General features: G+C 51.3%; 21 protein-coding genes. 16 read left to right on the top strand and 5 right to left on the bottom strand.

Translation table 11 applies throughout. The features are described from left to right. Positions 1–212 precede the first annotated feature (212 nt). The 16 genes from GNP95_RS06565 (at position 213) to GNP95_RS06490 (ending at position 16,195) form a co-directional block, all read left to right on the top strand. The gene (locus tag GNP95_RS06565; RefSeq protein ID WP_155610090.1) at positions 213–746 is read left to right on the top strand and encodes a hypothetical protein; all 534 of its coding nucleotides are present in this window, start codon (positions 213–215) and stop codon (positions 744–746) included. Next, on the top strand, positions 739–2,241 hold the full coding sequence (locus GNP95_RS06560; protein WP_155610089.1) for an AAA family ATPase: 1,503 nt from the start codon (positions 739–741) through the stop codon (positions 2,239–2,241). Before GNP95_RS06565 ends, GNP95_RS06560 begins: the two co-directional genes overlap by 8 nt. A 135-nt stretch (positions 2,242–2,376) precedes the next feature. Then, complete coding sequence (locus GNP95_RS06555) at positions 2,377–3,249, top strand: 3-hydroxyacyl-CoA dehydrogenase family protein (protein WP_155610088.1); 873 nt, start codon at positions 2,377–2,379, stop codon at positions 3,247–3,249. Next, positions 3,246–4,454, top strand: a complete 1,209-nt coding sequence (locus GNP95_RS06550; RefSeq protein ID WP_155610087.1) for an acetate/propionate family kinase — start codon at positions 3,246–3,248, stop codon at positions 4,452–4,454. The genes GNP95_RS06555 and GNP95_RS06550 overlap by 4 nt, the downstream gene beginning before the upstream one ends. Before the next feature lie 29 nt (positions 4,455–4,483). Next, positions 4,484–5,779, top strand: a complete 1,296-nt coding sequence (gene asnS / locus GNP95_RS06545; RefSeq protein ID WP_155610086.1) for an asparagine--tRNA ligase — start codon at positions 4,484–4,486, stop codon at positions 5,777–5,779. 76 nt (positions 5,780–5,855) lie between these two features. Continuing rightward, on the top strand, positions 5,856–6,548 hold the full coding sequence (locus tag GNP95_RS06540) for a DnaD domain-containing protein (protein WP_155610085.1): 693 nt from the start codon (positions 5,856–5,858) through the stop codon (positions 6,546–6,548). A 194-nt stretch (positions 6,549–6,742) separates the two neighbouring features. Beyond that, entirely contained in the window at positions 6,743–7,651 is a 909-nt protein-coding gene (locus GNP95_RS06535; protein ID WP_155610084.1) for an ATP-grasp domain-containing protein, read from the top strand. 238 nt (positions 7,652–7,889) lie between these two features. After that, positions 7,890–8,378 (top strand): RNA polymerase sigma factor, encoded by a 489-nt coding sequence (locus GNP95_RS06530; RefSeq protein ID WP_230873720.1) that lies wholly within the window; start codon positions 7,890–7,892, stop codon positions 8,376–8,378. Further along, a complete protein-coding gene (locus GNP95_RS06525) occupies positions 8,375–8,851 on the top strand; it encodes a hypothetical protein (RefSeq protein ID WP_155610083.1) in 477 nt (158 codons plus the stop codon). The genes GNP95_RS06530 and GNP95_RS06525 overlap by 4 nt, the downstream gene beginning before the upstream one ends. A 49-nt stretch (positions 8,852–8,900) precedes the next feature. After that, positions 8,901–9,965 (top strand): hypothetical protein, encoded by a 1,065-nt coding sequence (locus tag GNP95_RS06520; RefSeq protein ID WP_196427100.1) that lies wholly within the window; start codon positions 8,901–8,903, stop codon positions 9,963–9,965. Between the two features lie 128 nt (positions 9,966–10,093). Continuing rightward, a complete protein-coding gene (locus tag GNP95_RS06515) occupies positions 10,094–10,795 on the top strand; it encodes a response regulator transcription factor (RefSeq protein WP_155610081.1) in 702 nt (233 codons plus the stop codon). Next, on the top strand, positions 10,792–11,763 hold the full coding sequence (locus GNP95_RS06510; RefSeq protein WP_155610080.1) for a sensor histidine kinase: 972 nt from the start codon (positions 10,792–10,794) through the stop codon (positions 11,761–11,763). The genes GNP95_RS06515 and GNP95_RS06510 overlap by 4 nt, the downstream gene beginning before the upstream one ends. 126 nt (positions 11,764–11,889) lie before the next feature. After that, complete coding sequence (locus tag GNP95_RS06505) at positions 11,890–12,660, top strand: ABC transporter ATP-binding protein (protein ID WP_155610079.1); 771 nt, start codon at positions 11,890–11,892, stop codon at positions 12,658–12,660. A 114-nt stretch (positions 12,661–12,774) separates the two neighbouring features. Then, the gene (locus GNP95_RS06500; protein WP_230873719.1) at positions 12,775–14,586 is read left to right on the top strand and encodes an FtsX-like permease family protein; all 1,812 of its coding nucleotides are present in this window, start codon (positions 12,775–12,777) and stop codon (positions 14,584–14,586) included. Between the two features lie 37 nt (positions 14,587–14,623). Beyond that, the gene (locus GNP95_RS06495) at positions 14,624–15,235 is read left to right on the top strand and encodes a DedA family protein (RefSeq protein WP_155610078.1); all 612 of its coding nucleotides are present in this window, start codon (positions 14,624–14,626) and stop codon (positions 15,233–15,235) included. Between the two features lie 123 nt (positions 15,236–15,358). Further along, complete coding sequence (locus GNP95_RS06490; RefSeq protein WP_155610077.1) at positions 15,359–16,195, top strand: undecaprenyl-diphosphate phosphatase; 837 nt, start codon at positions 15,359–15,361, stop codon at positions 16,193–16,195. A 269-nt stretch (positions 16,196–16,464) separates the two neighbouring features. Here the strand turns inward: GNP95_RS06490 and mtnB are convergent, their stop codons facing one another. The 5 genes from mtnB to GNP95_RS06465 are packed head-to-tail and all read right to left on the bottom strand — an operon-like array spanning position 16,465 to position 21,119. Beyond that, a complete protein-coding gene (gene mtnB, locus GNP95_RS06485) occupies positions 16,465–17,106 on the bottom strand; it encodes a methylthioribulose 1-phosphate dehydratase (RefSeq protein WP_155610076.1) in 642 nt (213 codons plus the stop codon). Next, a complete protein-coding gene (locus GNP95_RS06480) occupies positions 17,103–17,783 on the bottom strand; it encodes a 2-hydroxy-3-keto-5-methylthiopentenyl-1-phosphate phosphatase (protein ID WP_155610075.1) in 681 nt (226 codons plus the stop codon). Before GNP95_RS06480 ends, mtnB begins: the two co-directional genes overlap by 4 nt. Continuing rightward, complete coding sequence (locus tag GNP95_RS06475) at positions 17,780–19,000, bottom strand: 2,3-diketo-5-methylthiopentyl-1-phosphate enolase (protein ID WP_155610074.1); 1,221 nt, start codon at positions 18,998–19,000, stop codon at positions 17,780–17,782. The genes GNP95_RS06480 and GNP95_RS06475 overlap by 4 nt, the downstream gene beginning before the upstream one ends. Continuing rightward, positions 18,997–19,857 carry a pyrroline-5-carboxylate reductase gene (gene proC / locus GNP95_RS06470; RefSeq protein WP_155610073.1) on the bottom strand — a complete coding sequence of 287 codons (861 nt, stop codon included), beginning with the start codon at positions 19,855–19,857 and terminating at the stop codon, positions 18,997–18,999. The genes GNP95_RS06475 and proC overlap by 4 nt, the downstream gene beginning before the upstream one ends. Positions 19,858–19,871: 14 nt before the next feature. Continuing rightward, the gene (locus tag GNP95_RS06465; RefSeq protein ID WP_155610072.1) at positions 19,872–21,119 is read right to left on the bottom strand and encodes a glutamate-5-semialdehyde dehydrogenase; all 1,248 of its coding nucleotides are present in this window, start codon (positions 21,117–21,119) and stop codon (positions 19,872–19,874) included. Positions 21,120–21,136: the final 17 nt, after the last annotated feature.

Below are 21,136 nucleotides of genomic sequence, written 5' to 3'. Positions count from 1 at the left end.
AGCTGCGATATCCATAAAGTAAAAAGGGAGAACCTCGCTCGGGTGGAGCGAGGTTCTTTGCAATTCCCTAAAAATTTTAAATATATTCATACTTTGGTTTCGATATTGCGCGAACTATATGTTATACTCTTATTTGTAGTTTGTGATAGATCGAAGTATATCATTTAATGCAATAATTTATATATACAATATAGGATAGGAGGAAGCCGCGAATGAAATTACGTATCGGACAAACTGTCGCTATCGCTGCTGTCTCTGCCATACTGCTGTTTGGCGGTTGGTTTGGCTATCGCCAATGGGCGATTGAAGCCCCGTTCCAAAAGCTGGTTAAGCAATACGAGGGCGTAAATCGCGTTCAATTTAATATTACCCCTAAAGAGGTAGGGTTGAAACTTGATCTTGCAGCGGGTACGGATATGGGTGGACTTGTCCGACACATTGAGAAAGACGGCAAGAAGCTGCTCGGCAATCGCAACCTGAAGCTGGAAGTGACGGACCATTCAACACCGGATTTAGATAAAATATGGAGTGAAACGCTGTTTTCCGTAGCTCAGGCGATGGAAAACAAACAATACACCGAAATCCAGCATACGTTGGATCAACTGGTGCAGCAGCACGAAGCGCTGCAGGCGACCGCGGATATGGATGATGAGAACGTCTATGTGACGTTGACCTATGGAACTGCAAGCAAGTATGTTATTTTGCCACGCATTCCGCAAAAAATGGGGGTGTGGCCAAATGCGTAAATGGATGTGGGAAGCCATTGCCGGATTTGTTCCTGTTTTATTGATTTTTATGGCTTATATGGGACTTAACGTAGTTCCGCTGATCTTCGCACTCCTGATGGTGGGCGCGGTATTCACTGTGCTTAAAATGCGCGGAGGCATTGCGATTGGCGCAGCTCAGGAGCGGAAGCGAAAAAAGGCGGGACCGGCGAAGCTGACTTTCGAAGAAATCGGCGGCCAGGAAAGCGCTAAGCAGGAGCTGCAGGAAGCGCTTGATTTCATGGTGCGCCATGAGGAAATCAAGCAGTTCGGCATTCGGCCAATTAAAGGGATTTTGCTGACAGGCCCTCCGGGAACGGGTAAGACTTTGATGGCCAAAGCCGCAGCCCACTATACGAATTCCGTCTTCGTCGCCGCCTCCGGCAGCGAATTCGTAGAGATGTATGTCGGGGTCGGGGCAGGACGGATCCGCGAACTGTTCAAGGAAGCGCGGACACGTGCCGCTAAAGATAACAAGGACAATGCGATTATCTTTATCGACGAAATCGATGTGATCGGTGGTAAAAGAGAAGGCGGCCAGCAGCGCGAATACGATCAAACACTGAATCAGCTGTTGACGGAAATGGACGGTATTTATTCTACGGAAACACCGCGTATTTTAATTATGGCGGCGACGAACCGCAAGGAAATGCTGGACAGCGCCCTGCTGCGCCCGGGGCGGTTCGACCGCCATATCCAGGTCGATTTGCCGGATAAGAAGGGCCGTATGCATATTTTGGAGCTTCACGCCAACAATAAGCCGCTGCATGACAGCGTGAGTCTGGAGAAGGTCGCCGAGGAATCCTTCGGATTCTCCGGGGCGCAGCTCGAAAGCGTCATGAATGAGGCGGCAATTTATGCAATGAGAGAGAGCAAGAAGGAAATCGAGCAGCGCCATTTGTCGATGGCCATTGACAAGGTTATGCTCGGTGAACGGACTGACCGGGTGTCTACAGAAGAAGAGAAACGGCGCGTTGCGATTCATGAGCTGGGTCATGCGATCGCCGCCGAGGTAGTTGCACCGGGAAGCGTGAATCAGGTTGCGCTGAGTCCGCGCGGCAGAGCGCTTGGTTATGTCCGGCACAATCCGCAGGAAGACAAATATTTATACACAAAAGCTTATTTGGAAGGACAGATCATTATCGCTTTGGCCGGAGCGGCTGCCGAAGAAATTTATTACGGGGAGCGCAGCACCGGTTCCAGCAACGATTTTGAGCAGGCGATCAACATCGTGCATACGATGATGACTTCAGGGTTAACATCGCTTGGCATCGTCAATATGGAGATGATGACCAAGGAAGTGCTCATGAAGGAGAACGCCGCGATTTTGGATAATCTGGCGGCTCGTTCAAAGCAGCTGCTGCTTGATCATTCGGCGGCATTCGACAAGTCACTGGAGATCCTGTTGCGAGAGGAACGCCTCTCTGGGGAGCAATTTAGATGTCAATTTGGTGACAGTGCACTTTTACCGGCATAAATCGTATGCCGGTTATTTTTTTTACTTTTTGTCCGTGCTAAGATATTATTATATGTTGGGTATAAAAAATTGTATTATTCGACATGAAGGGTACAATATTATGTGTAGATGATGAAAGGATGGAGCGAGAGAACCATGAACTTCAAAAGAATAGGTGTCATCGGCGGCGGCACGATGGGTCAGGGGATCAGCGAAATGCTGGCAGCCAAAGGACTCGATGTGCTGCTAGTGGAGGAAACGCCTGAGAAATTGGACCACGCTTATAATATGATAGAGACAAGCTTGGATAAGCAGCTGGAGAAATGGGCCATTACGAAGGCCGAGAAGAAGCTGATTTTATCCAAAGTCCATAAAGTAACCCATCTTGCCGAACTCGGTACCTGTGATATGGTTATCGAGACCATTTCGGAGGATTTGGATGCCAAAAAAGAAGTGTTCAAGCAGCTCGATCACGTATGCCCGAGCAATATTATTCTGGCCAGCAACACGTCCACGCTCAGCTTGACGGAGATCGCCGGCTCGACCATGTATCCCGAGCGCGTGATCGGCATGCACTTTATTTATCCTGTTTCCAAGATCAACCTCGTGGAAATTATCCGCGGACTGAAAACCTCGGATGCAACATTTGAAGAAACGAAGCATTTTGTGGAGGAAGTTGTCGATAAACGCGGCATCATGGTATATGAATCACCAGGATTCGTCACTTCCCGCATCATTTGCGTCATGATTAATGAGGCGTTGCACGTGCTGGGCGAAGGCGTTGCTACGGCAGAGGACATTGACAATGCCATGCGCGTCGGTTATCAGTTCCAGTACGGTCCGCTTGAAATGGCTGACCGTTTCGGCTTGGATTCCGTCTTGGCGGCGCTTGAGCGCATGTTCCGCGAATTCGGCGATTTGAAATACCGCCCTTCCTTCGTATTGAAAAAGATGGTCCGCGCCGGTAATTTGGGTGTGAAGACAGGTGAAGGATTTTTCAAATACGACAAGGATGGTGACCGGCTATGAAAGTTCTCGTAATCAACGCGGGAAGCTCTTCCCTGAAATATCAATTGTATGACATGAATGATGAATCCGTATTGGCGAAAGGTCTCGTTGAGCGGATTGGCATGGATTCCTCCATTCTGACCCATAAGCCGACAGGCAAAGAGGAAGTTACGGAGGTTAGCGAAATTCTGGAACATACGACTGCAATTCGTAAAGTTCTGGAGAAGCTGACCGATAAAGAGCACGGCGTCCTGAATTCCGTCGAGGAAATTCAGGCCGTCGGGCATCGCGTCGTTCACGGCGGGGAATTCTTTAAAGGCTCGGCGCTTGTTACTCCAGAAGTAAAATCCGAAATTCGCCGTTTGTTCGACCTGGCTCCGCTGCACAATCCGCCGGCAATTATGGGGATAAACGCGGCAGAGAAAAATATGCCAGGCGTTCCTCAGGTGGTGGCTTTCGATACGGCTTTCCACCAAACGATGGAGGAGAAGGTGTACTTATATCCGATCCCGAAAGTATTATATAAGAAACACCGCGTACGCCGCTATGGGGCTCATGGCACGTCGCACGACTATGTAAGCAAAGCGGCTGCAGCTTACCTGGAGCGTCCGATCGAAGACCTTAAGATCATTACCTGCCATATCGGTAACGGTGCCAGCTTGACCGCTGTTCAAGGCGGCGTGTCCGTTGACACCTCGATGGGTCTTACCCCGCTGGAAGGCCTCATGATGGGTACTCGCAGCGGTGACTTGGACCCGGCAGTCGTCACGTTTGTCATGAACAAAGAAGAGCTCTCGATCAGTGAAGTCAACTCCATGCTTAACAAACACAGCGGCTTGCTGGCAATTTCCGGCAGCAGCAGTGATATGCGTGATATTACCGATGGGCTGGAAGCCGGCGAACCCAACGAGACGCTTGCTTTTGAAATGTATGAGTACCGTCTTCGCAAATATATTGGTTCTTATGCAGCGGCAATGAACGGTGTGGATGTCATCGTATTTACGGCGGGTGTAGGCGAGAACTCGGCGATCGTGCGCGAGAAGGTCTGCGAAAACCTGACTTATCTTGGCGTAGAGCTTGATCCAGAGCTGAACAAAATCCGTTCCGGCGATCCGCGGCGCATTTCCACGCCAAATTCCAAAGTAGAGGTTCTTGTTGTTCCTACGAACGAGGAATTGGTCATTGCCCGGGATACCCATCATATTGTTAATAAAAAGAATGCATAAATCAGCTTAGTTAGAGGAGATGTTCATAAATGGCGAACAAAACGGTGATTCGTCAGGTTAACGAGCATGTCGGCGAGACAGTGGTCATCGGCAGCTGGTTAAACAACAAACGCTCAAGCGGTAAAATACAGTTCCTTCAGCTCCGTGACGGCACAGGCTACATTCAGGCTGTCGTCGTCAAAAGCGAAGTATCCGAGGAGACGTGGGATGCGGCAAAAAGCTTGACCCAGGAATCCTCGCTGTATGTGACAGGTCTCATCCGTGAGGAGCCGCGCAGCCAATCGGGATATGAAATGACGGTGACGGAAATCAAAGTCATCCATCTGACGGAAAACTATCCGATTACACCGAAGGAGCACGGCGTTGATTTCCTGATGGATCATCGCCATTTATGGCTGCGTTCCTCGAAGCAGCGGGCGATCATGGTTATTCGCGCGGAAATCATCAGAGCGATCCAGCAGTTCTTTGATCAGAATCATTTTACACTCGTCGACCCGCCGATTTTGACGCCAACTTCCGCGGAGGGCACGACCAATCTGTTCCATACGAAATATTTCGACGAGGATGCTTACCTGACGCAGAGCGGGCAGCTTTATATGGAAGCGGCGGCGATGGCGCTTGGAAAGGTGTATTCCTTCGGCCCGACATTCCGGGCGGAGAAATCCAAGACCCGCCGTCACTTGATCGAGTTCTGGATGATTGAGCCGGAGATGGCTTTTACCGAACATGAAGAAAGCCTGGTTGTTCAGGAGCAGTTTATTACGCACGTCGTTCAATCCGTCCTGAAGAACTGCCGGACTGAGCTGGAGACGATTGGCCGCGACATATCCAAGCTGGAGAGCATTCAAGCCCCGTTCCCGCGGATTACTTATGACGAAGCTATCGAGTTTCTTCATGGGAAAGGCTTTGACCTTCCTTGGGGCGAGGATTTCGGTGCGCCGCATGAGACAGCGATTGCCGAGCAGTACGACAAGCCGGTATTCATCACGCATTATCCTGCCGGCATTAAGGCATTCTACATGAAGCCTGATCCTAACCGTCCGGAGGTTGTACTCTGCGCGGATATGATTGCTCCGGAAGGCTACGGAGAGATTATCGGCGGTTCGCAGCGGATCGACGATCCGGAATTAATGGAGGCCCGCTTTCAGGAACACGAGCTGTCGCCGGAAGCTTACCAATGGTACCTGGATCTGCGCAAATACGGCTCAGTACCGCATTCCGGCTTCGGGCTTGGTCTCGAGCGGACGGTCGCCTGGATTTGCGGACTGGATCATGTCCGTGAGACGATTCCGTTCCCGCGGATGCTGTATCGCCTTTATCCGTAAAAGGACAGTAGCCCGGACGTCATCTGCGTTATACAATACAAGTACGGGTTCGTAAGGATGAGAAAGGTGAGGACGTATGGCATTGACCGATGGTTGGAAGGTGTGGGCAAAAGGAGTCGCATTCGGTATGGAAGCAGGTGTTGTGCATGTACCCTCCTCTCTGCTGACACATTACCGAAAACTCGGTTTAAGTGATACGGAAGTCATGCTTCTGCTGCAGCTAGTTACATACAAGCAGCTGGAGCATAATGATTTTCCTTCGATGGAGCAGCTGGAGCAGCGGATGGGAAAAGCGCCTGGGGAGGTCTCCTCCGTCATTCAGCGGCTGATGAAGAATGAATGGATCTCCATCGATATGGAATGGGACGAACGCACAGGCATCCAGTTTGAGAGTTACAATTTGGCTGGGATGTATGAACGCCTGGCGCAGTGCTTGGCTGAAGAACGGGCCGCGCTGCGGCAGCAGAGCCATCAGCGTGAGCCGGAAGCAGCCAAACCGGAGGCGAACGAACGGAACCTATTCGTTATATTCGAAAAAGAGTTCGCAAGACCCCTATCGCCGATGGAATGCGAGACGATTTCAAGCTGGGTGGATCAGGATGGTTACCCCGAGGAACTTATTTTGCTGGCATTGAAGGAAGCCGTCTTCGCCGGCAAAGTGCACTTTCGCTATATCGACCGGATATTGCTGGAGTGGAATCGTAACCGCGTCCACACGGTTGAGGATGCCAAGGCATATGCTCAGAAATTCCGGAGCTTGGGGCGATAATCTAATTTGTGTTACAAGAAATGGAACCTCTCCTTGGAGAGTTTGGTGCTAGTAACCCTAGCAATTCCAAATCTCTCCAAGGAGAGGTTTCCTCTTTTTTAGTAGGGCCGAAATATGTTATGTTTGGTATGCAGTGCTAGGACATCTTGACTATAGACCAGTTTGTGCATTCATTAGATCGGGAGGAGAATGTCATGAAAGGCTGGATCATTTACAAGAGCGCTACCAACGAAGTAAGACCCGAAACATTCGAACTGAAACGATTGCTGGAAGAGGCGGAAAGACACCGTATGGACGTCCGCGTTTTTTCACCGGAGCAGTTCGAATTGATCGTTACCCGGGATGACCGCAAGAGCGTTATGGTCGACGGCGAAGTACTGCAGCTGCCGGATTTCGTCCTGCCGCGTATGGGGGCCGGGACGAATTATTTTGGTCTGGCATTAATCCGGCATCTGGAGCGGTTGGGCGTTAAGACGTTCAACTCGTCCCAGAGCATTGAGACGGTAAAGGATAAAATGTATACCTTGCAAATTTTGGCGGAGCATAATCTGCCCGTTCCCAAAACGATGCTGATTCGCTCGAAGGTTGATGTAGATCTGGTGGACAAGCATCTGGGTTTTCCCGTCGTGGTGAAGACGATTGCGGGCTCCCAGGGCTGCGGCGTGTTCCTGGCCGAAAGTCGCAACAAATTTATTGATTTAATTGAAATGATTAGTGCTTATAAAGAAGATGCCACGATGATCCTGCAGGAGTTCGTCGAAACGAGCCGGGGCATAGACTTGCGGGTAATTACGATCGGCGGACGAGCAGTGGCTGCCATGAAGCGCTATTCTGGAAGCGATAGCTTCAAGGCCAATTTCTCGCGGGGCGGCTTGGTGGAGCCCTATGAAATTACGCCGGAAATCGAATGGCTTGCGCTGGAAACTTCACGGATTCTTAATTTGGATATCGCAGGGATCGACCTGCTTTTCGATGGCGACCATTATAAAATATGCGAGGCCAACTCTTCGCCAGGCTTCGAGGGTCTCGAATCGTGCTGTAATGTGAATATCCCGGAGGAAATCTATAATTTCCTTCGGGTTCGTATCCATCGGTATGACTGAATCGCTACAACCGCAAATGAAGAGATATGAGAGATTAGCCTGGGAGGTAGAGACGCTAGCGATCACGGAATCGCCAGCGTCTTTGTTATGATATAAAGAAATTATAAGTTTTTTCAAATAATTTGCAGGGGCGGCACCAGGCTGCTTCGTCTATATAGATGGGAAGGAGGGGAGAGTCATTGAGGAAAAGCAGCTTATTCTAAAAATACAGCGGGGCGATCGCGGAGCATTCCGTGAATTGGTCAGCCAATATGGGCCATATGTGTTCCGGGTCGCTTATTCCGTGCTTCATGATCATAAGGAAGCCGAGGACGCCGCACAGGAAATATTTTTACAAGTATACAAATCTCTCCCCGGATACCGGTTTGAAGGCTTCAAAACCTGGTTGACACGTATTGCGATTCATAAATCAATCGATTTAAAGCGGAAACGGGATCGCCGCAGAGAGGAGCAGTGGGATCCTGCGGAAGTGTTACATATCGCACCAGCCCAGGAAGACGATGTGCTGCAGCAAATGATGGATGAGGAACGCAAAGCGCAGCTGCGAACCCGTATTTTGACGCTTCCGCCGGGGCATCGGGATATCATTACGGCGTTTTATTTAGAGGGCAAGAGCTACGATGTTATCGCAGCGGAGCAGTCTATTGCGGTGAAATCGGTAGAATCGAGATTATACCGGGCAAGATCATGGATTCGCGAGCATTGGAAGGAGGAGGAGTGGCGATGAATGACCAGGGGCAGGACATTAGAAATGAGCAGAGCAGGGAAATCTGCTGGGATAAATACATCCGAGGAGAACTATGTGAGCAGCAGGCACGGCAGGCCGAAGTATTGCTGCTGCATGACGACGAAGCTCTGGCAGCTTATATGGCTGCGTTAGCTGAACATGAACAGGAACTGCCCGGCTTGCAGCAGGAGGAAGCATTCATCGAAGCGGTGATGCGCAAGACTTCTATCCATGGGGACGCGCAGCCAGTGAGAGAATCAGCGGAGCCGTTAATCCGGAAAAAAGGCTTAAGGGAGCACCCGCTGTTTAATTACGTCATTGCGGCGTCGATTACTTTATTCCTGTTATCGCTGGGTGCGTTTGATCACCTGAGCTCCGGGACCGAGCATATCCTGCCTCCTTCAACCAAGCCGTCCGTAAGCAAGCAAATTATGGACAGAACCGCAGGCTGGATTGATCATTTGAAACCTTAAATAAATTACATGAAAGGAAGGGATTCTATTGCCTCGTTATCGAAATAAAATGCTGGCATTCGTTCTAAATTGCATTCCCGGCCTAGGCCACTTGTATTGGGGACGCAGGATAAGGGGGGTCTTATATCCACTGTTTTTCTTCGGGGGATTGCTGCTTGGCTTCCTTGCTGCCGTTGCCAGCAATGAAGGGGAATTTATGCTTGCCGCCGCTATCTGTGCATTTGCGCTTTGGTGCATCTGCATGCTGGATTTGATCATCACTCTGCTGCGTGCCCCCGAGGCGGATATGTCCGCCTATCCGTACGAGACGCCGCGCAAAGGCGAAGCTGATGCAGAGCGTTTCTATACGATTTTACTGTCGTTCGTGCCCGGGCTGGGTCATTTTCAGCTCGGTTTAATGCAGCGGGGTCTGTCCTTTCTAATCAGCTTCTTCGGCTTAATCACGATTATGTTTGTTGTCACCGGGTTGACGCATCAAACCGTGTTTCTGCTATTCCTCGGCCTGTTGCCGATTATTTGGCTGTACTGCATGTTCGACGCTGTGCAGCTGGTTCACCGCAAACAGGCAGGAGAACTGCTAGTCGATCGAACGCTGTTTGACGAATGGGAATCGGGCCGGGTGGAAGGAAAACGCAGTAAGGTGCTGGCGACGCTGCTGTCTGCTTTTCCCGGGGCTGGCCAAATGTACCTCGGGATGCAGAAGCGCGGTCTGCAGCTGATGGTTTTGTTCCTGGGCAGCTTCTATATTATCGATGTTCTGCGGTTGTCCTTGTTTCTATTTATTGTTCCGGTCATCTGGTTCTACAGCTTCTTTGACGGATTACAGGCAGCAAGCCGATATGACCGGGTTCTGCAGCTTGAGGATCGTCCGCTCTTGGATTGGAAAGGCGATAACCAGAATTGGTTGGGTTTGATTCTGCTGCTGCTTGGCATCTACTATGTAACGATGAGCCTTGTGATTCCGTTATTCGACCGATTCCTCCCGGAATTCCGGATTAACCAGTTTATTACAAGCTATTTGCGGCCGCTTATTGTTTCGCTTGTGCTTATCGGAGGCGGAGTCAAACTCCTGTCCAGGACAAGGCACAAAGACAAGCGGCATGAGGAATATTGAAAATGAGTAGAAGCTCTGCAGTTCAGCAGGGCTTCTTTTTCGCATATAGGGGCGTTTCTTTGCTAAGATAGAAGAGGCTAAGAACCACAGGCCACTTTTAGATCGTGGTAGTAAAAAGGAGAACGATGATGTTCAAAATTTTCATTGTCGAGGATGATCAGGGGCTGGTCAAGCTTCTGGAGGAATATTTGCATAAGTTTGATTATGAGACTTTTGCTGTAACTGATTTCGAGAGCATATTTACGCAGTTTAGGGAGTTTGCTCCCCATCTCGTACTGCTGGACGTCAATTTGCCAAAGTATGACGGATATTATTGGTGCCGCCAAATCCGCAGCTTGTCGACCTGTCCGATCATTTTTCTGTCTGCCCGCGACGGCAAAATGGATCAGGTGATGGGGCTTGATAACGGAGCGGATGATTATATAACAAAACCGTTCGATTATGATATCGTACTGGCCAAAATTAATAGCCATCTTCGCCGAGCTTATGGAACATATGCGGCGCAAGCAGAAGGCCGCCCGGTAGAGGTGCACGGTCTTCGCTTGGATCGGGAACGGTTGTGTTTGTTCCTTCATGAGATGAGGATCGAGCTGAGCCATACGGAAATGAAAATATTGGATGAGCTGATGACAAAAGCAGAGCAGGTGGTCAGCAGAGACCGTTTGTTGGAGAAAATTTGGGATGAACAAATTTTCGTCGATAACAACACGCTAAATGTATATGTAACTCGGGTTCGCAAGAAGCTGTCCGCGCTAGGCATCGAGGATGCGCTTCAGACCGTGCGGGGGCTGGGCTACCGGCTCGTTCCCAGCTGGGAGAACACGCCATGAGGCTGTTTTTGCGGGAGCAGCGGCCCGTCGTTGTCATTTACTTTATTCAACTTGCGGTCATTACCTTTGTTTATTGGCTGGACGGCCATCGTAATGCTGCGGTCAGCATGTATGCGGTGCTGCTGAGCAGCTGCCTCCTGGCCGGATATTTAGTGTTCCGCTATTTGACGCATCGTTCCTTCTACCGCCGCTTGCAGGAACCGGCCGAATCGATCGGGGATTTCACCGATGTGAAGCCGTCATCGCCGTTATCCGAGGGCTTGCATCGCCTGTTGAAATCGCAATATCGGCATTATATCTCCGAGGTGAGCGGGCAGACGGAGAAGATCGAAGGTCATATCCGTTTCATCAACCAGTGGGTGCACCAGATGAAGACGCCAATTTCTGTCGTTCATTTGATGGTGCAGCAGGAGAGCGATTTACGATCGGTGGCGATCGCTGATGAACTGGACAAGCTGAGAAAAGGGCTAGATATGGTGCTTTATACCGCCCGTCTTGATCAATTCGAGCATGATATTTATGTGGAGACTCTTGGATTGGAGAAATTAGTCCGTTCGTTGATTACGGCACAAAAACGCTTGTTCATTCGCGGAAGGGTATTTCCGGTCATAGAAATGGAACCGCAGCTGTCCGTCGTGTCCGACGAGAAATGGCTGACCTTTGTGTTGACCCAGCTGATCACGAATGCCGTCCGTTATACGTTAAAGGAGAACGGCAGTCTGTATTTCCGTGCTTACGCAAAGAACGGGCGAACCATGCTGGAAATCGAGGATGAAGGAATCGGTATTCCGGAGAGTGACCTGCCGCGCGTATTCGACGCTTATTTCACGGGAGAGAATGGCCGCAGGTTTCAGGAATCGACGGGGATGGGTATGTATTTGGCCAACGAAATCTGCCGTAAACTGGGCCATGAGCTTGAAATAGAGTCGGATGAGAGGCGGGGTACTCTTGTCCGAATAATATTCTAGCCTTGGATTCGTCTCATAAGCACAAGCTTACAGTGTTGTAAGGGAAGTGTAAGATTAAGATGTGGCTTCGTGAAGGCGGAAGAACTTATACTATGATCATCCCTGTCAGATAGGAGATATTGAGCTATGTCGGTTCTAGAAGTGCGTGCTTTATCAAAAATATACGAAGGCAAAGTTCCCACGCCAGCGCTTAAGGGTGTTACTTTCCGAATGGAACGCGGGGAGTTCGTCGGCGTGATGGGGCCGTCCGGCAGCGGCAAGACGACGCTTCTGAATGTCATGGCCACGATCGATGAACCAACGTCAGGAAGCGTGCTGATCGAAGGAAGAGAGCCGCATCAGATGAGCGAGGAAGATACTGCATTGTTCCGCCGCCGTAAGCTGGGCTTCATTTTTCAGCAGTTCAATTTGCTGGACACCTTGACGATCGAAGAGAACATTGTGCTTCCATTGACGCTGGATGGCACGCCAGTACGGGAAATGGAGAGCAGGGCCGCAGCCATCGCGCAAAGACTAGGGATCGGCGGACTGTTAAAGAAATATGCATTCGAGGTATCCGGCGGAGAGATGCAGAAAACAGCGATCGCCCGGGCGATGATTCACCGCCCTTCCTTGATCCTGGCTGACGAGCCGACAGGGAATCTGGATTCGAAATCCTCCCGCGAAGTGATGGAGGCATTTACCGCCTTGAATGAGAAGGAGCAGGCGACGATATTTATGGTTACGCATGATGCCGTAGCTGCGAGCTACTGCCACCGGGTTATATTCATCAAGGACGGGAAGTTCTATAACGAAATTTACCGGGGCAGCAGCCGGCAGGTTTTTTTTCAGAAAATTATCGATATGCTATCGCTGCTCGGAGGGGATACGCATGACCTTTCGACATTTCGCCTTTAGTCATGTGCTCCGCAACAAGCGGACCTATGCCGCTTACTATTTAAGCAGCTCGTTTTCGGTCATGGTTTTTTTCTGTGCGCTCTGTTTCTGTTTCATCCCGGCATTCAAGAGAACATGATTTATGACCAGGCAGTACAGGCTTTGCAGGTGGCGGAGGGGACTGTATACTTTTTTTCGTTTTTTTTCGTTATTTATTCAGTAGCTTCTTTTTTGCAGTCGCGCAAAAGAGAGTTTGGGATATTACGGCTGCACGGGATGACCGTAAAGCAGCTCAACCGCATGTTGTTCCTGGAAAATGTGGCAATCGGCGGCGCATCCATTGTAACCGGGCTTGCTGCAGGCCTTGTATCGGCGAAGCTGTTCCTAATGGCCGGGGCTAATATGCTTGGCATTGAACGGCTAAGTTTTCACATTTCCTGGGCGGCCCTGCTGCTGACGTTGCTGTCGTTTGCGGCACTGTTTTTGCTCATCTCTCTGTGCACGCCCGCCCTGATCGGCAAAAGCAAGCTCATGACGCTGTTTCAGTCGAATCAGCGGGTAGTCGAGCCGCCGAGAAAGTCGCCGGTACTATCCGGTTTAGGCGCAGTTCTCGTAATATTGAGTTATTATTTGGCGGCAACCTCAACCGCGGCAAGTGTTGTCATGCGTATGATACCGGTAACCTTGATGACGGTGGTCGGCACATACCTGTTGTATGCCCATTTCGGCGCGTACTTCCTGGCATTTGTGAGGAGGCGGCCCCGGCTGTTCTGGCGGAGGACGAATATCGTGACGGTTCCCGCGCTGGCGCAGCGGATGAGCAGGAATGCGCAAATGCTGTTCCTCGTGACGATCATATCCACGATCACGTTCTGCGCTATCGGGGTATTTGCCTCCATACACCGGTTGTCTGATGAATTCCGGCAGGATTACCTTGCGGGGATCGGCTATGTATCCAAAGCGGCTAATTTGCTTGAGCGCGACCATTTGCTAGAGATAGAAAGCGAGTTAGCGGAGCACGGAATAACCTATGAGCGCATCAGCCTGCCGATCAGAATCGTCGACGTTGTTCAAGCATCCAGATCAACACCGGCGGCTATGCGTATGGCGCTTGTAGCGTACTCGGATTACGCGCGTTTGATCGCTGCGGCGGGAATCCCATTTGAGGAAGCGCCGTTGACAGGCCAGGATGCGCTCATTATGCTGGGCTCGCAGCGCGAGAGACCGCTGCTGAAGGAGCGGCCGCTTGCCTCGTACACGATACCTGGCACAGGGCTGAAGATCGTGGAAAGAGGAATTACGAAGCATGTGCCAATCCCTGATTATTTAATGCTGGAGCTGGGCGGCAGTATGGAAGGGAAGTTCAGCGGCCTCGTCGTCAGTGATGAGTGGATGGACCGTCTTCCTGCATCCGTGCAGAAAGACCGTTATTTCGGGTTTTACTTCAAGGATCCTGCTCAGGGCGAGGAAATCGGGAATGCCTTGACCCGCCGGGGGAAAATGGCTTATGAAGAGGAGCAGCCATATGCAATGACCGTCAGCGGTACGCTGTTCGCCGTTCAGAAGAGCATTTACAGCACGATGCTGTTTATTGCGCTGCTCGTCGGCACTGTGTTTTTCATTGCGTCGGGTAGTTTTTTATATTTCAGGCTGTATGCGGATTTGGACTATGACCGCCGCCAGTATACAACTATGGTGAAAATCGGGGTAACGAGGAAGGAGATCGACACGATGATCACCCGGCAAATCGGACTGCTTTTCTTCGTGCCCATCGTTTTGGCGATGATCCACAGCTTTTTTGCTTTTGTTGCTTTGCAGAGCTACTTGAATTTCTCCATCGCGATGGAGGCCGGATTTATTTTGATGAGTTTCTTCGTTATTCAAATCATGTACTTCTTCTTCATTAGAAGACGGTATTTGCGCAATTTAAGAAAGGCCCTTGGCTGAGAGAATAAGAGATAAGACAATCTGTGGAGGTTACGATATGGAAAACTGGATTACTGAATTTATGGAGCAGTTCGGGTACATAGGGATATTTTTACTCATTGCGCTCGAGAATGTTTTTCCGCCGATTCCTTCCGAGGTGATCCTGACGTTTGGCGGTTTTATGACGACGTATTCGGGTCTGACGATGACTGGGGTTATCATTGCTGCTACGCTAGGTTCTGTGCTTGGAGCTGTTATTCTGTACGGCGCAGGTTATATGCTAAATGTCGATCGCCTGGAAGCGATCATCGACAAGTGGGGAAAGTATCTTCGGCTCAAAAAGGAGGATGTTCGCAAAGCGGACGCCTGGTTTGATAAATATGGCTACTGGACGGTCCTGTTCTGCCGGATGATTCCCCTCATTCGCAGCCTGATCTCGATTCCGGCTGGCATGGCTAAGATGAAATTCGGCTTGTTTCTCCTCTATACGACCGTCGGGACGCTGATATGGAACGTGATTCTGGTGTCCGTAGGCGCTGCGGTAGGCAGCTCCTGGGAGAAGATCGTCGCGTTCATGGACGTTTATTCCAACATTGCTTATGTGATCATAGGCGCGGGCCTGATTGTCTTTTTCATTTGGTTCATGCGCAGACGGAAGAGGGCTTCTTGAAAAATGGCCGCAAACCATCTATCCTATTAAAGGAGTTTTAAAAGCTGGAAGGCAAGCGGTATGCTGCCAAACACGCGAATCTAGCAGTTTTCCGGCACATCGGAGAAGAGGGGAAGTAGGAGCATGTTATTTTTGGATATTATTAAAGCCATCATTCTGGGATTGGTAGAAGGTGTCACTGAATTTGCGCCGGTCTCCTCGACGGGACATATGATAATCGTAGATGATATGTGGCTGAAAACGGAGCAGTTATTGTCCTCCAAATATGCCGCCAATACGTTTAAGGTCGTGATCCAGCTTGGATCGATTTTGGCGGTATTGGTTGTGTTCAAGGATCGGATCCTCAATTTGCTTGGCTTGTCGCGTTTCAGCAAACAGGCCGTAACCGCAGGGGGGCCGCGGCTGAAGCTGGGGCAGGTTATCGTCGGGTTGATCCCGGCCGGGATCTTGGGCGTACTGTTTGAGGATTATATCGATGAGTATTTGTTCTCTACATCCACAGTATTGATCGGACTTGTGCTCGGAGCAATCTTGATGATTGCTGCCGATAAATTCGGCCCGAAGGAGCCGAAGATTCAAACAGTCGATCAAATGACCTATGGACATGCATTAATCGTAGGCTTAATCCAGTGTTTGTCGATTTGGCCAGGATTCTCCCGCTCAGGCTCCACGATTTCCGGAGGGGTGCTGGCGGGGATGAGCCACCGGGCGGCGGCGGATTTTACGTTCATTATGGCTGTTCCGATCATGTGTGGGGCAAGCGCGATCTCCCTGTACAAGAATTGGGAGTATATGACGCTGGATGCGCTGCCGTTCTTCATCGCCGGCTTCATTAGCGCCTTCATTTTTGCTCTGCTGTCGATCCGATTCTTCCTGAAACTGATCAACCGCATTAAGCTGATGCCGTTCGCCATTTACCGGATATTGCTCGCCGTTGTTATTTGGATCGTATTTTTCTAATTAAGTCAATGATGAAAGGCAGTCTCGTACTTAGTTTGCGCTAAGCATGAAACTGCCTTTTTAAGTTCTTCGGTAAAATTACTCTAAATCGTACTATGGCTCGTTCTAATCGGACCGTAGATAGCTATTAGGCCGAAAAGTAAACTAAACAAGCTTACATAGAGCGAATAACGGATCCTATGTCCGCTTACCTTGCCAAATTCAGTATAAAAGGGGTTCTTGTGTCCGTTAGCCAAAGGGGGCTGGTTGCATAGGAATTAGGCCGTTATTTACTTTAAAGCAAGTCTGCGATATTCCACCTCGAAAATAAATTCGAACGCTTCTAAATGCCGCTTCGCTTCGAAGGCATTTTTGCCCCAAACGTAAATCCCGTGGTTGCGCAGCAGTATGCCGGGGATTTCCGGCTTCAGGGCGTCGGGAACAAGCTTCGCAATTGCAGCAATGTCGGCGTAGTTCGGGAGCACCGGAATTTCGATGGCCGCATTTTCCTCCCAGATGCCCAGCCCCTTAATCAGCTCGATTCCCTGCACGGGAACATAACCTTGATCGCCGTAGAGCTCGCTTAGGACGTTATTGAACACGGTATGCACGTGGAAGATCGCACCGCACCCGGTCATGCGGTAGATCTTGGCGTGGATCAGCGTCTCCGCGCTGGGCTTCAGCTTCGTTGTCTCGCAGGGTTCGCCGGCCGCATCAACGAACAGGAAATCCTCCGGGGTATGGATCGATTTGTCTTTACCACTTGACGTTACCGCGAAATGGAACGAGTCGGGAGAGAACTCCCCGACGCGGATGGACAGGTTGCCGCTTGTGCCCGGAAACCAGCCGCGCGCGGCAAATTGCTCCTTGGCCTTACGCAGCTCGTCCAGGGCGGATTGCTTCTCTTCTAAAGAAATGGCATGGAAACTCATTTTCTTATTATATCTCCTTCTCGTTGAATAAGGTCTTGGCGAATGTCATGGAAAGTTTCAAACGGCGTGTGGTTAACGCCGAGTTCCTGGCATTTCTCCGTCAGGCGGGCTCGGGAATAGACGCGGTCCGCCAGCTTGGCGCCTTCGAAGTCGGTCAGGCTGTCGCCAATCAGGATGCGTTCGTATTGGCTGGCCGGGAATCGCCGCATGACCGTCGTTTTGCACATGCCGCAGTCGTTGTCGCAATGTTCATCGCAGGGATTCGGCCACGTGATCGTGATACCTTTGCTGCTGAAATCGGCGCTATTACAGTAGATATGTTCCTGCGGTATATCAAAAGGGGCGAGCAGCGGCAGTACAAAGAAATCGATCCCGCCGCTGGTCACATAAAACGGAATGCCTCGTTCGCGCAGATAGCTTAGAAATTCTGCGAAGCCTTCGCGAATGCCGGCTTGCCCCAAGACGAAATCCGTAACCTCCCGTTTCATGGAGGAAGGGAGCAGGGCGAACATCCGCCCGACTCCCTCGCGGATAGATATGTCGTGGGATAAAATTTGCTCCATGATCGGTTCGTAGCCCTCAGGCTTGAAATGCTTCATAATCGCTACGATATTATCGCTTAATGTGATCGTCCCGTCGAAATCACAGAAAATGACGGGCTGCTTACGGCTATTCATTTGCGACCTCCCCAAATATCGAGCGCGGCTTTCAGTTCAGGCAGGCTCTCTGCCGCCTGCTCGAGCGGCACCCCGTTCAATGAGGCGTCGATTGCTTGCAGGAAGGCGCGGCCGCCGCTGCTGGCTCCATCTGGATGGCCATGAATTCCGCCCCCGGCATTTACGACAACCTCCGTACCGAAATCGCTTAGGATTTGCGGAACGAGTCCGGGATGGATGCCTGCAGATGGAACAGGGAAGCTGCTGCGGATCGCCAGCTCGGGGGTTATGAGCTCGCGCTGGATGGCCAGGTTCTCTTCCCGCGGCATGACGACCGATCCATAAGGAGAAGGGAACAGAACCAGGTCGGCTCCGGCAATGCGCATGAGTTTCCCGAGCAGCAAGGATGCGGCAATGCCGTAATGCGGCGACGGGTAGAGCGCTCCTGCGAGCGATGGATGCGCTGCGATTGGCACGGTAATGTCTGGATCGCTGCTCAGTTCGTGCAGGACGTCGAATCCATACGGCAGTACGCTGAACAGCAGGGCGGTTGCACCTGCATCGATCGCCCGCAGTGCTTGTTCCTTCAGGGACGACGTGCGTCCAGTCAGGTTGACCGCATAGAGCAGTTCCTTGCCGGTAACCTGTTTGGCTTCCTCCGCAGCCTCGCGGCATACGCGTACGCGCTGCTCGATAGGCGTTAGCGGATTCTCAAACAGAATCTCGTCATCCTTAATAAGATCGACGCCGCCCAAAGCCTGCGCCATGAATTGCTCGCGGAGTCCGCCCAGATCGTAGCCGATGACGGATTTGAAGATGCTCATAAGCAGCGGGCGATGGGGGACGCCAAGCAGCTCGCGAACGCCTTGGATACCGAATTTCGGACCGGAATAGGCGCTGAGAAAAGCTTCGGACAGCTTCAGGTCGAGCAGTTTGATTTTACCGTCCATAGAAATTTTGCCGAAGACAGTAATGAGCAGTGCCGGAATGTCAGAAGTAAAATTGATGTCCGGGTAGGAGATCGATACGTCGGCATAACGCTCCCCCGGCACGCCGCTTTCCGGGTCATGGACCTGGACGCTCTCGACCCGTCCAAGATGCCCCCGCATCTGATCCTGCTTAACCTGCGGCAGCTCAGTCCATGTACCGACGGTCATGCCGATAGCGATGGACTCGGCCTTCTTATGAAAGTCTGCTCTATCATCATAAATACGGTACGTGGCCGTACAATAGCTCATAACAATGCCTCCTTTACGGCTTCGCCCATTTCCTTGGAACGCTCGGCGGCGCGATGCACGGCAGCCTTGACGGTAGCGTTGAAGCTGCCGGCTGCCAGCGTCTCGAGCGCTGCCTGCGTGGATCCATTCGGGGAAGTAATGTCCTTGCGGAGCTTGGCTGGTTCTTCACCCGTCTCCTTCATCATGGCAGCAGCACCGAGCACGGTTTGTACGGTAAGCTCGCGTGCCTGCTCTACGCTAAGCCCGCCTTCGATGCCTGCTTCGATCATCGCTTCCATCATATAATAGATGTATGCCGGGCCGCTTCCAGATACACCGGTCAAAATCTCCATTTGCTCTTCGGGGATGACCTGAACGGTGCCAACGGCTTCGAACATTTTCAGTACTTGAGCGGTTTGCGTTTCGTTCACCTCCGCAGAGAAGGAGATGCCGGTGGCGCCAAAACCGATCGAGCTAGAAGTGTTAGGCATCGTACGCGCGATCGGCGCTTTATATCCAAGCAAGGCTTGAATCGTAAAGATGGAAAGCCCCGCGATGACGGATACGATGAGCTGCTCTTGGCTAAGCTTCGGTCCTAGTGCCTTGAGCGCTTCTCCAGCGTCTTTGGGTTTCATGGCCAGGACGATGACCGATGCGGAGAGGAGACTCGATTCCTTCTCCGCATCGCTGCGTCCCGTTTTGATGCCGTAGGCAGACTCCAAATGGGCTAATCGCTCCTGATTGCTGCGGTTCAGCATCGTAATGGATTCCGGCAGGGCTACCTTGCGGTGGATCAGTCCTCGCACGATAGCCTCCGCCATGGAGCCGGCGCCGTAGAAGCATATTGAAGGGGCGTTATTCGTGTTGTTTATCGTCATCGTATGAAGCCTCCTTACTTCCGAATTTGTCCGCTGCCGTTAATGATGTATTTGCTTGAGGTTAGCGCAGGCAGACCCATCGGTCCTCTGGCATGCAGTTTCTGCGTGCTGATTCCGATTTCGGCTCCAAAACCGAATTCGAATCCATCCGTGAAGCGGGTGGAAGCATTATGATATACTGCCGCGGCATCGACCTCCTGCTGGAATCGCTCCGCATTCGAACCATTCTCGGTCACAATGCATTCCGAATGCTTCGTGCCGAAGCGGTCGATATGCCGCAGAGCCGCATCCAGGTTATCGACGATCTTGATGTTAAGAATGTAATCATTATATTCGGTAGCGTAATCTTCTTCGGCCGCAGGTTTGGCCCAGGAGATCAGGCGAAGAGTCTCGTCGCATCCCCGCAGTTCTACGCTCGCCTCGCGCAGCTTGCCAGCGATATCCGCCAAATGGGACTGCGCAAAGTCCTTATGCACTAGCAGCGTCTCCATTGCGTTGCACACCGAAGGGCGCTGAACCTTAGCGTTCATCGTAATATCTGCGGCCATAGACGGATCAGCCGACGCATCCAGGTACGTATGGCAGATGCCGGCACCGGTCTCGATGACAGGCACGCTTGCGTTCTGAACGACCGTCTGGATCAGCGAGCTGCCGCCGCGCGGGATGACAACATCAATCAGGCCGTTCAGCTTGATCAGTTCGTCAACCGAAGAACGGTTTGGATCTTCGATCAGCTGCACCGCATCGCGAGGAACGGCGCTGCCCGACAGAGATTCATGAATGATCTCCACGATTTTGCGGTTGGAGGACAAGGCCGAGGAGCCGCCGCGAAGTACGACAGCATTGCCGGTCTTTAGGCACAGGCCAAGGGCGTCGACGGTCACGTTCGGACGCGCTTCATAAATAATGCCGATTACGCCAAGGGGCACCCGCTTCTTGACGATATGCAGGCCGTTAGGACGGTCGATCGTCTCCAGCGTCTCGCCGACCGGATCCGGCAGCTCTACGATTTGGCGCAGGCCTTCCGCAATGCCGGCGATACGCTCTATTGTAAGCGCCAGACGATCCAGCAGGGAAACCGAAGTACCGTTCTCCCGGCCGCGCTGCAGGTCTTCCTTGTTTGCTTCAATGATGGCTTCGCTATGATCGATCAAAGCCTGGGCGCAGTTCAGCAATGCCTGGTTTTTCTGTTCTGTGGTCAGACTGTTCAATATGCTTGCTGTTTTTCGGGCAAGTTCTGCCTTTTGTCTTACTTCGCTCATTTGAATACCTCCTTGGA

Source organism: Paenibacillus woosongensis (assembly GCF_009725165.1).
Taxonomy (GTDB): domain Bacteria; phylum Bacillota; class Bacilli; order Paenibacillales; family Paenibacillaceae; genus Fontibacillus; species Fontibacillus woosongensis.
This window is presented reverse-complemented; position numbering and strand designations above follow the sequence as displayed.

Excerpts from the sequence above, each read along its gene's own strand:
- GNP95_RS06465 (WP_155610072.1), bottom strand. The coding sequence starts at position 21,119 with ATGAGCGAAGTAAGACAAAAGGCAGAACTTGCCCGAAAAACAGCAAGC.
- GNP95_RS06550 (WP_155610087.1), top strand. The coding sequence starts at position 3,246 with ATGAAAGTTCTCGTAATCAACGCGGGAAGCTCTTCCCTGAAATATCAA.
- GNP95_RS06535 (WP_155610084.1), top strand. The coding sequence starts at position 6,743 with ATGAAAGGCTGGATCATTTACAAGAGCGCTACCAACGAAGTAAGACCC.
- GNP95_RS06560 (WP_155610089.1), top strand. The coding sequence starts at position 739 with ATGCGTAAATGGATGTGGGAAGCCATTGCCGGATTTGTTCCTGTTTTA.
- GNP95_RS06505 (WP_155610079.1), top strand. The coding sequence starts at position 11,890 with ATGTCGGTTCTAGAAGTGCGTGCTTTATCAAAAATATACGAAGGCAAA.
- mtnB (WP_155610076.1), bottom strand. The coding sequence starts at position 17,106 with ATGAGTTTCCATGCCATTTCTTTAGAAGAGAAGCAATCCGCCCTGGAC.
- GNP95_RS06565 (WP_155610090.1), top strand. The coding sequence starts at position 213 with ATGAAATTACGTATCGGACAAACTGTCGCTATCGCTGCTGTCTCTGCC.
- GNP95_RS06495 (WP_155610078.1), top strand. The coding sequence starts at position 14,624 with ATGGAAAACTGGATTACTGAATTTATGGAGCAGTTCGGGTACATAGGG.
- GNP95_RS06490 (WP_155610077.1), top strand. The coding sequence starts at position 15,359 with ATGTTATTTTTGGATATTATTAAAGCCATCATTCTGGGATTGGTAGAA.
- GNP95_RS06515 (WP_155610081.1), top strand. The coding sequence starts at position 10,094 with ATGTTCAAAATTTTCATTGTCGAGGATGATCAGGGGCTGGTCAAGCTT.
- GNP95_RS06525 (WP_155610083.1), top strand. The coding sequence starts at position 8,375 with ATGAATGACCAGGGGCAGGACATTAGAAATGAGCAGAGCAGGGAAATC.
- GNP95_RS06510 (WP_155610080.1), top strand. The coding sequence starts at position 10,792 with ATGAGGCTGTTTTTGCGGGAGCAGCGGCCCGTCGTTGTCATTTACTTT.
- GNP95_RS06500 (WP_230873719.1), top strand. The coding sequence starts at position 12,775 with ATGATTTATGACCAGGCAGTACAGGCTTTGCAGGTGGCGGAGGGGACT.
- GNP95_RS06480 (WP_155610075.1), bottom strand. The coding sequence starts at position 17,783 with ATGAATAGCCGTAAGCAGCCCGTCATTTTCTGTGATTTCGACGGGACG.
- proC (WP_155610073.1), bottom strand. The coding sequence starts at position 19,857 with ATGACGATAAACAACACGAATAACGCCCCTTCAATATGCTTCTACGGC.
- GNP95_RS06555 (WP_155610088.1), top strand. The coding sequence starts at position 2,377 with ATGAACTTCAAAAGAATAGGTGTCATCGGCGGCGGCACGATGGGTCAG.
- GNP95_RS06520 (WP_196427100.1), top strand. The coding sequence starts at position 8,901 with ATGCTGGCATTCGTTCTAAATTGCATTCCCGGCCTAGGCCACTTGTAT.
- asnS (WP_155610086.1), top strand. The coding sequence starts at position 4,484 with ATGGCGAACAAAACGGTGATTCGTCAGGTTAACGAGCATGTCGGCGAG.
- GNP95_RS06475 (WP_155610074.1), bottom strand. The coding sequence starts at position 19,000 with ATGAGCTATTGTACGGCCACGTACCGTATTTATGATGATAGAGCAGAC.
- GNP95_RS06540 (WP_155610085.1), top strand. The coding sequence starts at position 5,856 with ATGGCATTGACCGATGGTTGGAAGGTGTGGGCAAAAGGAGTCGCATTC.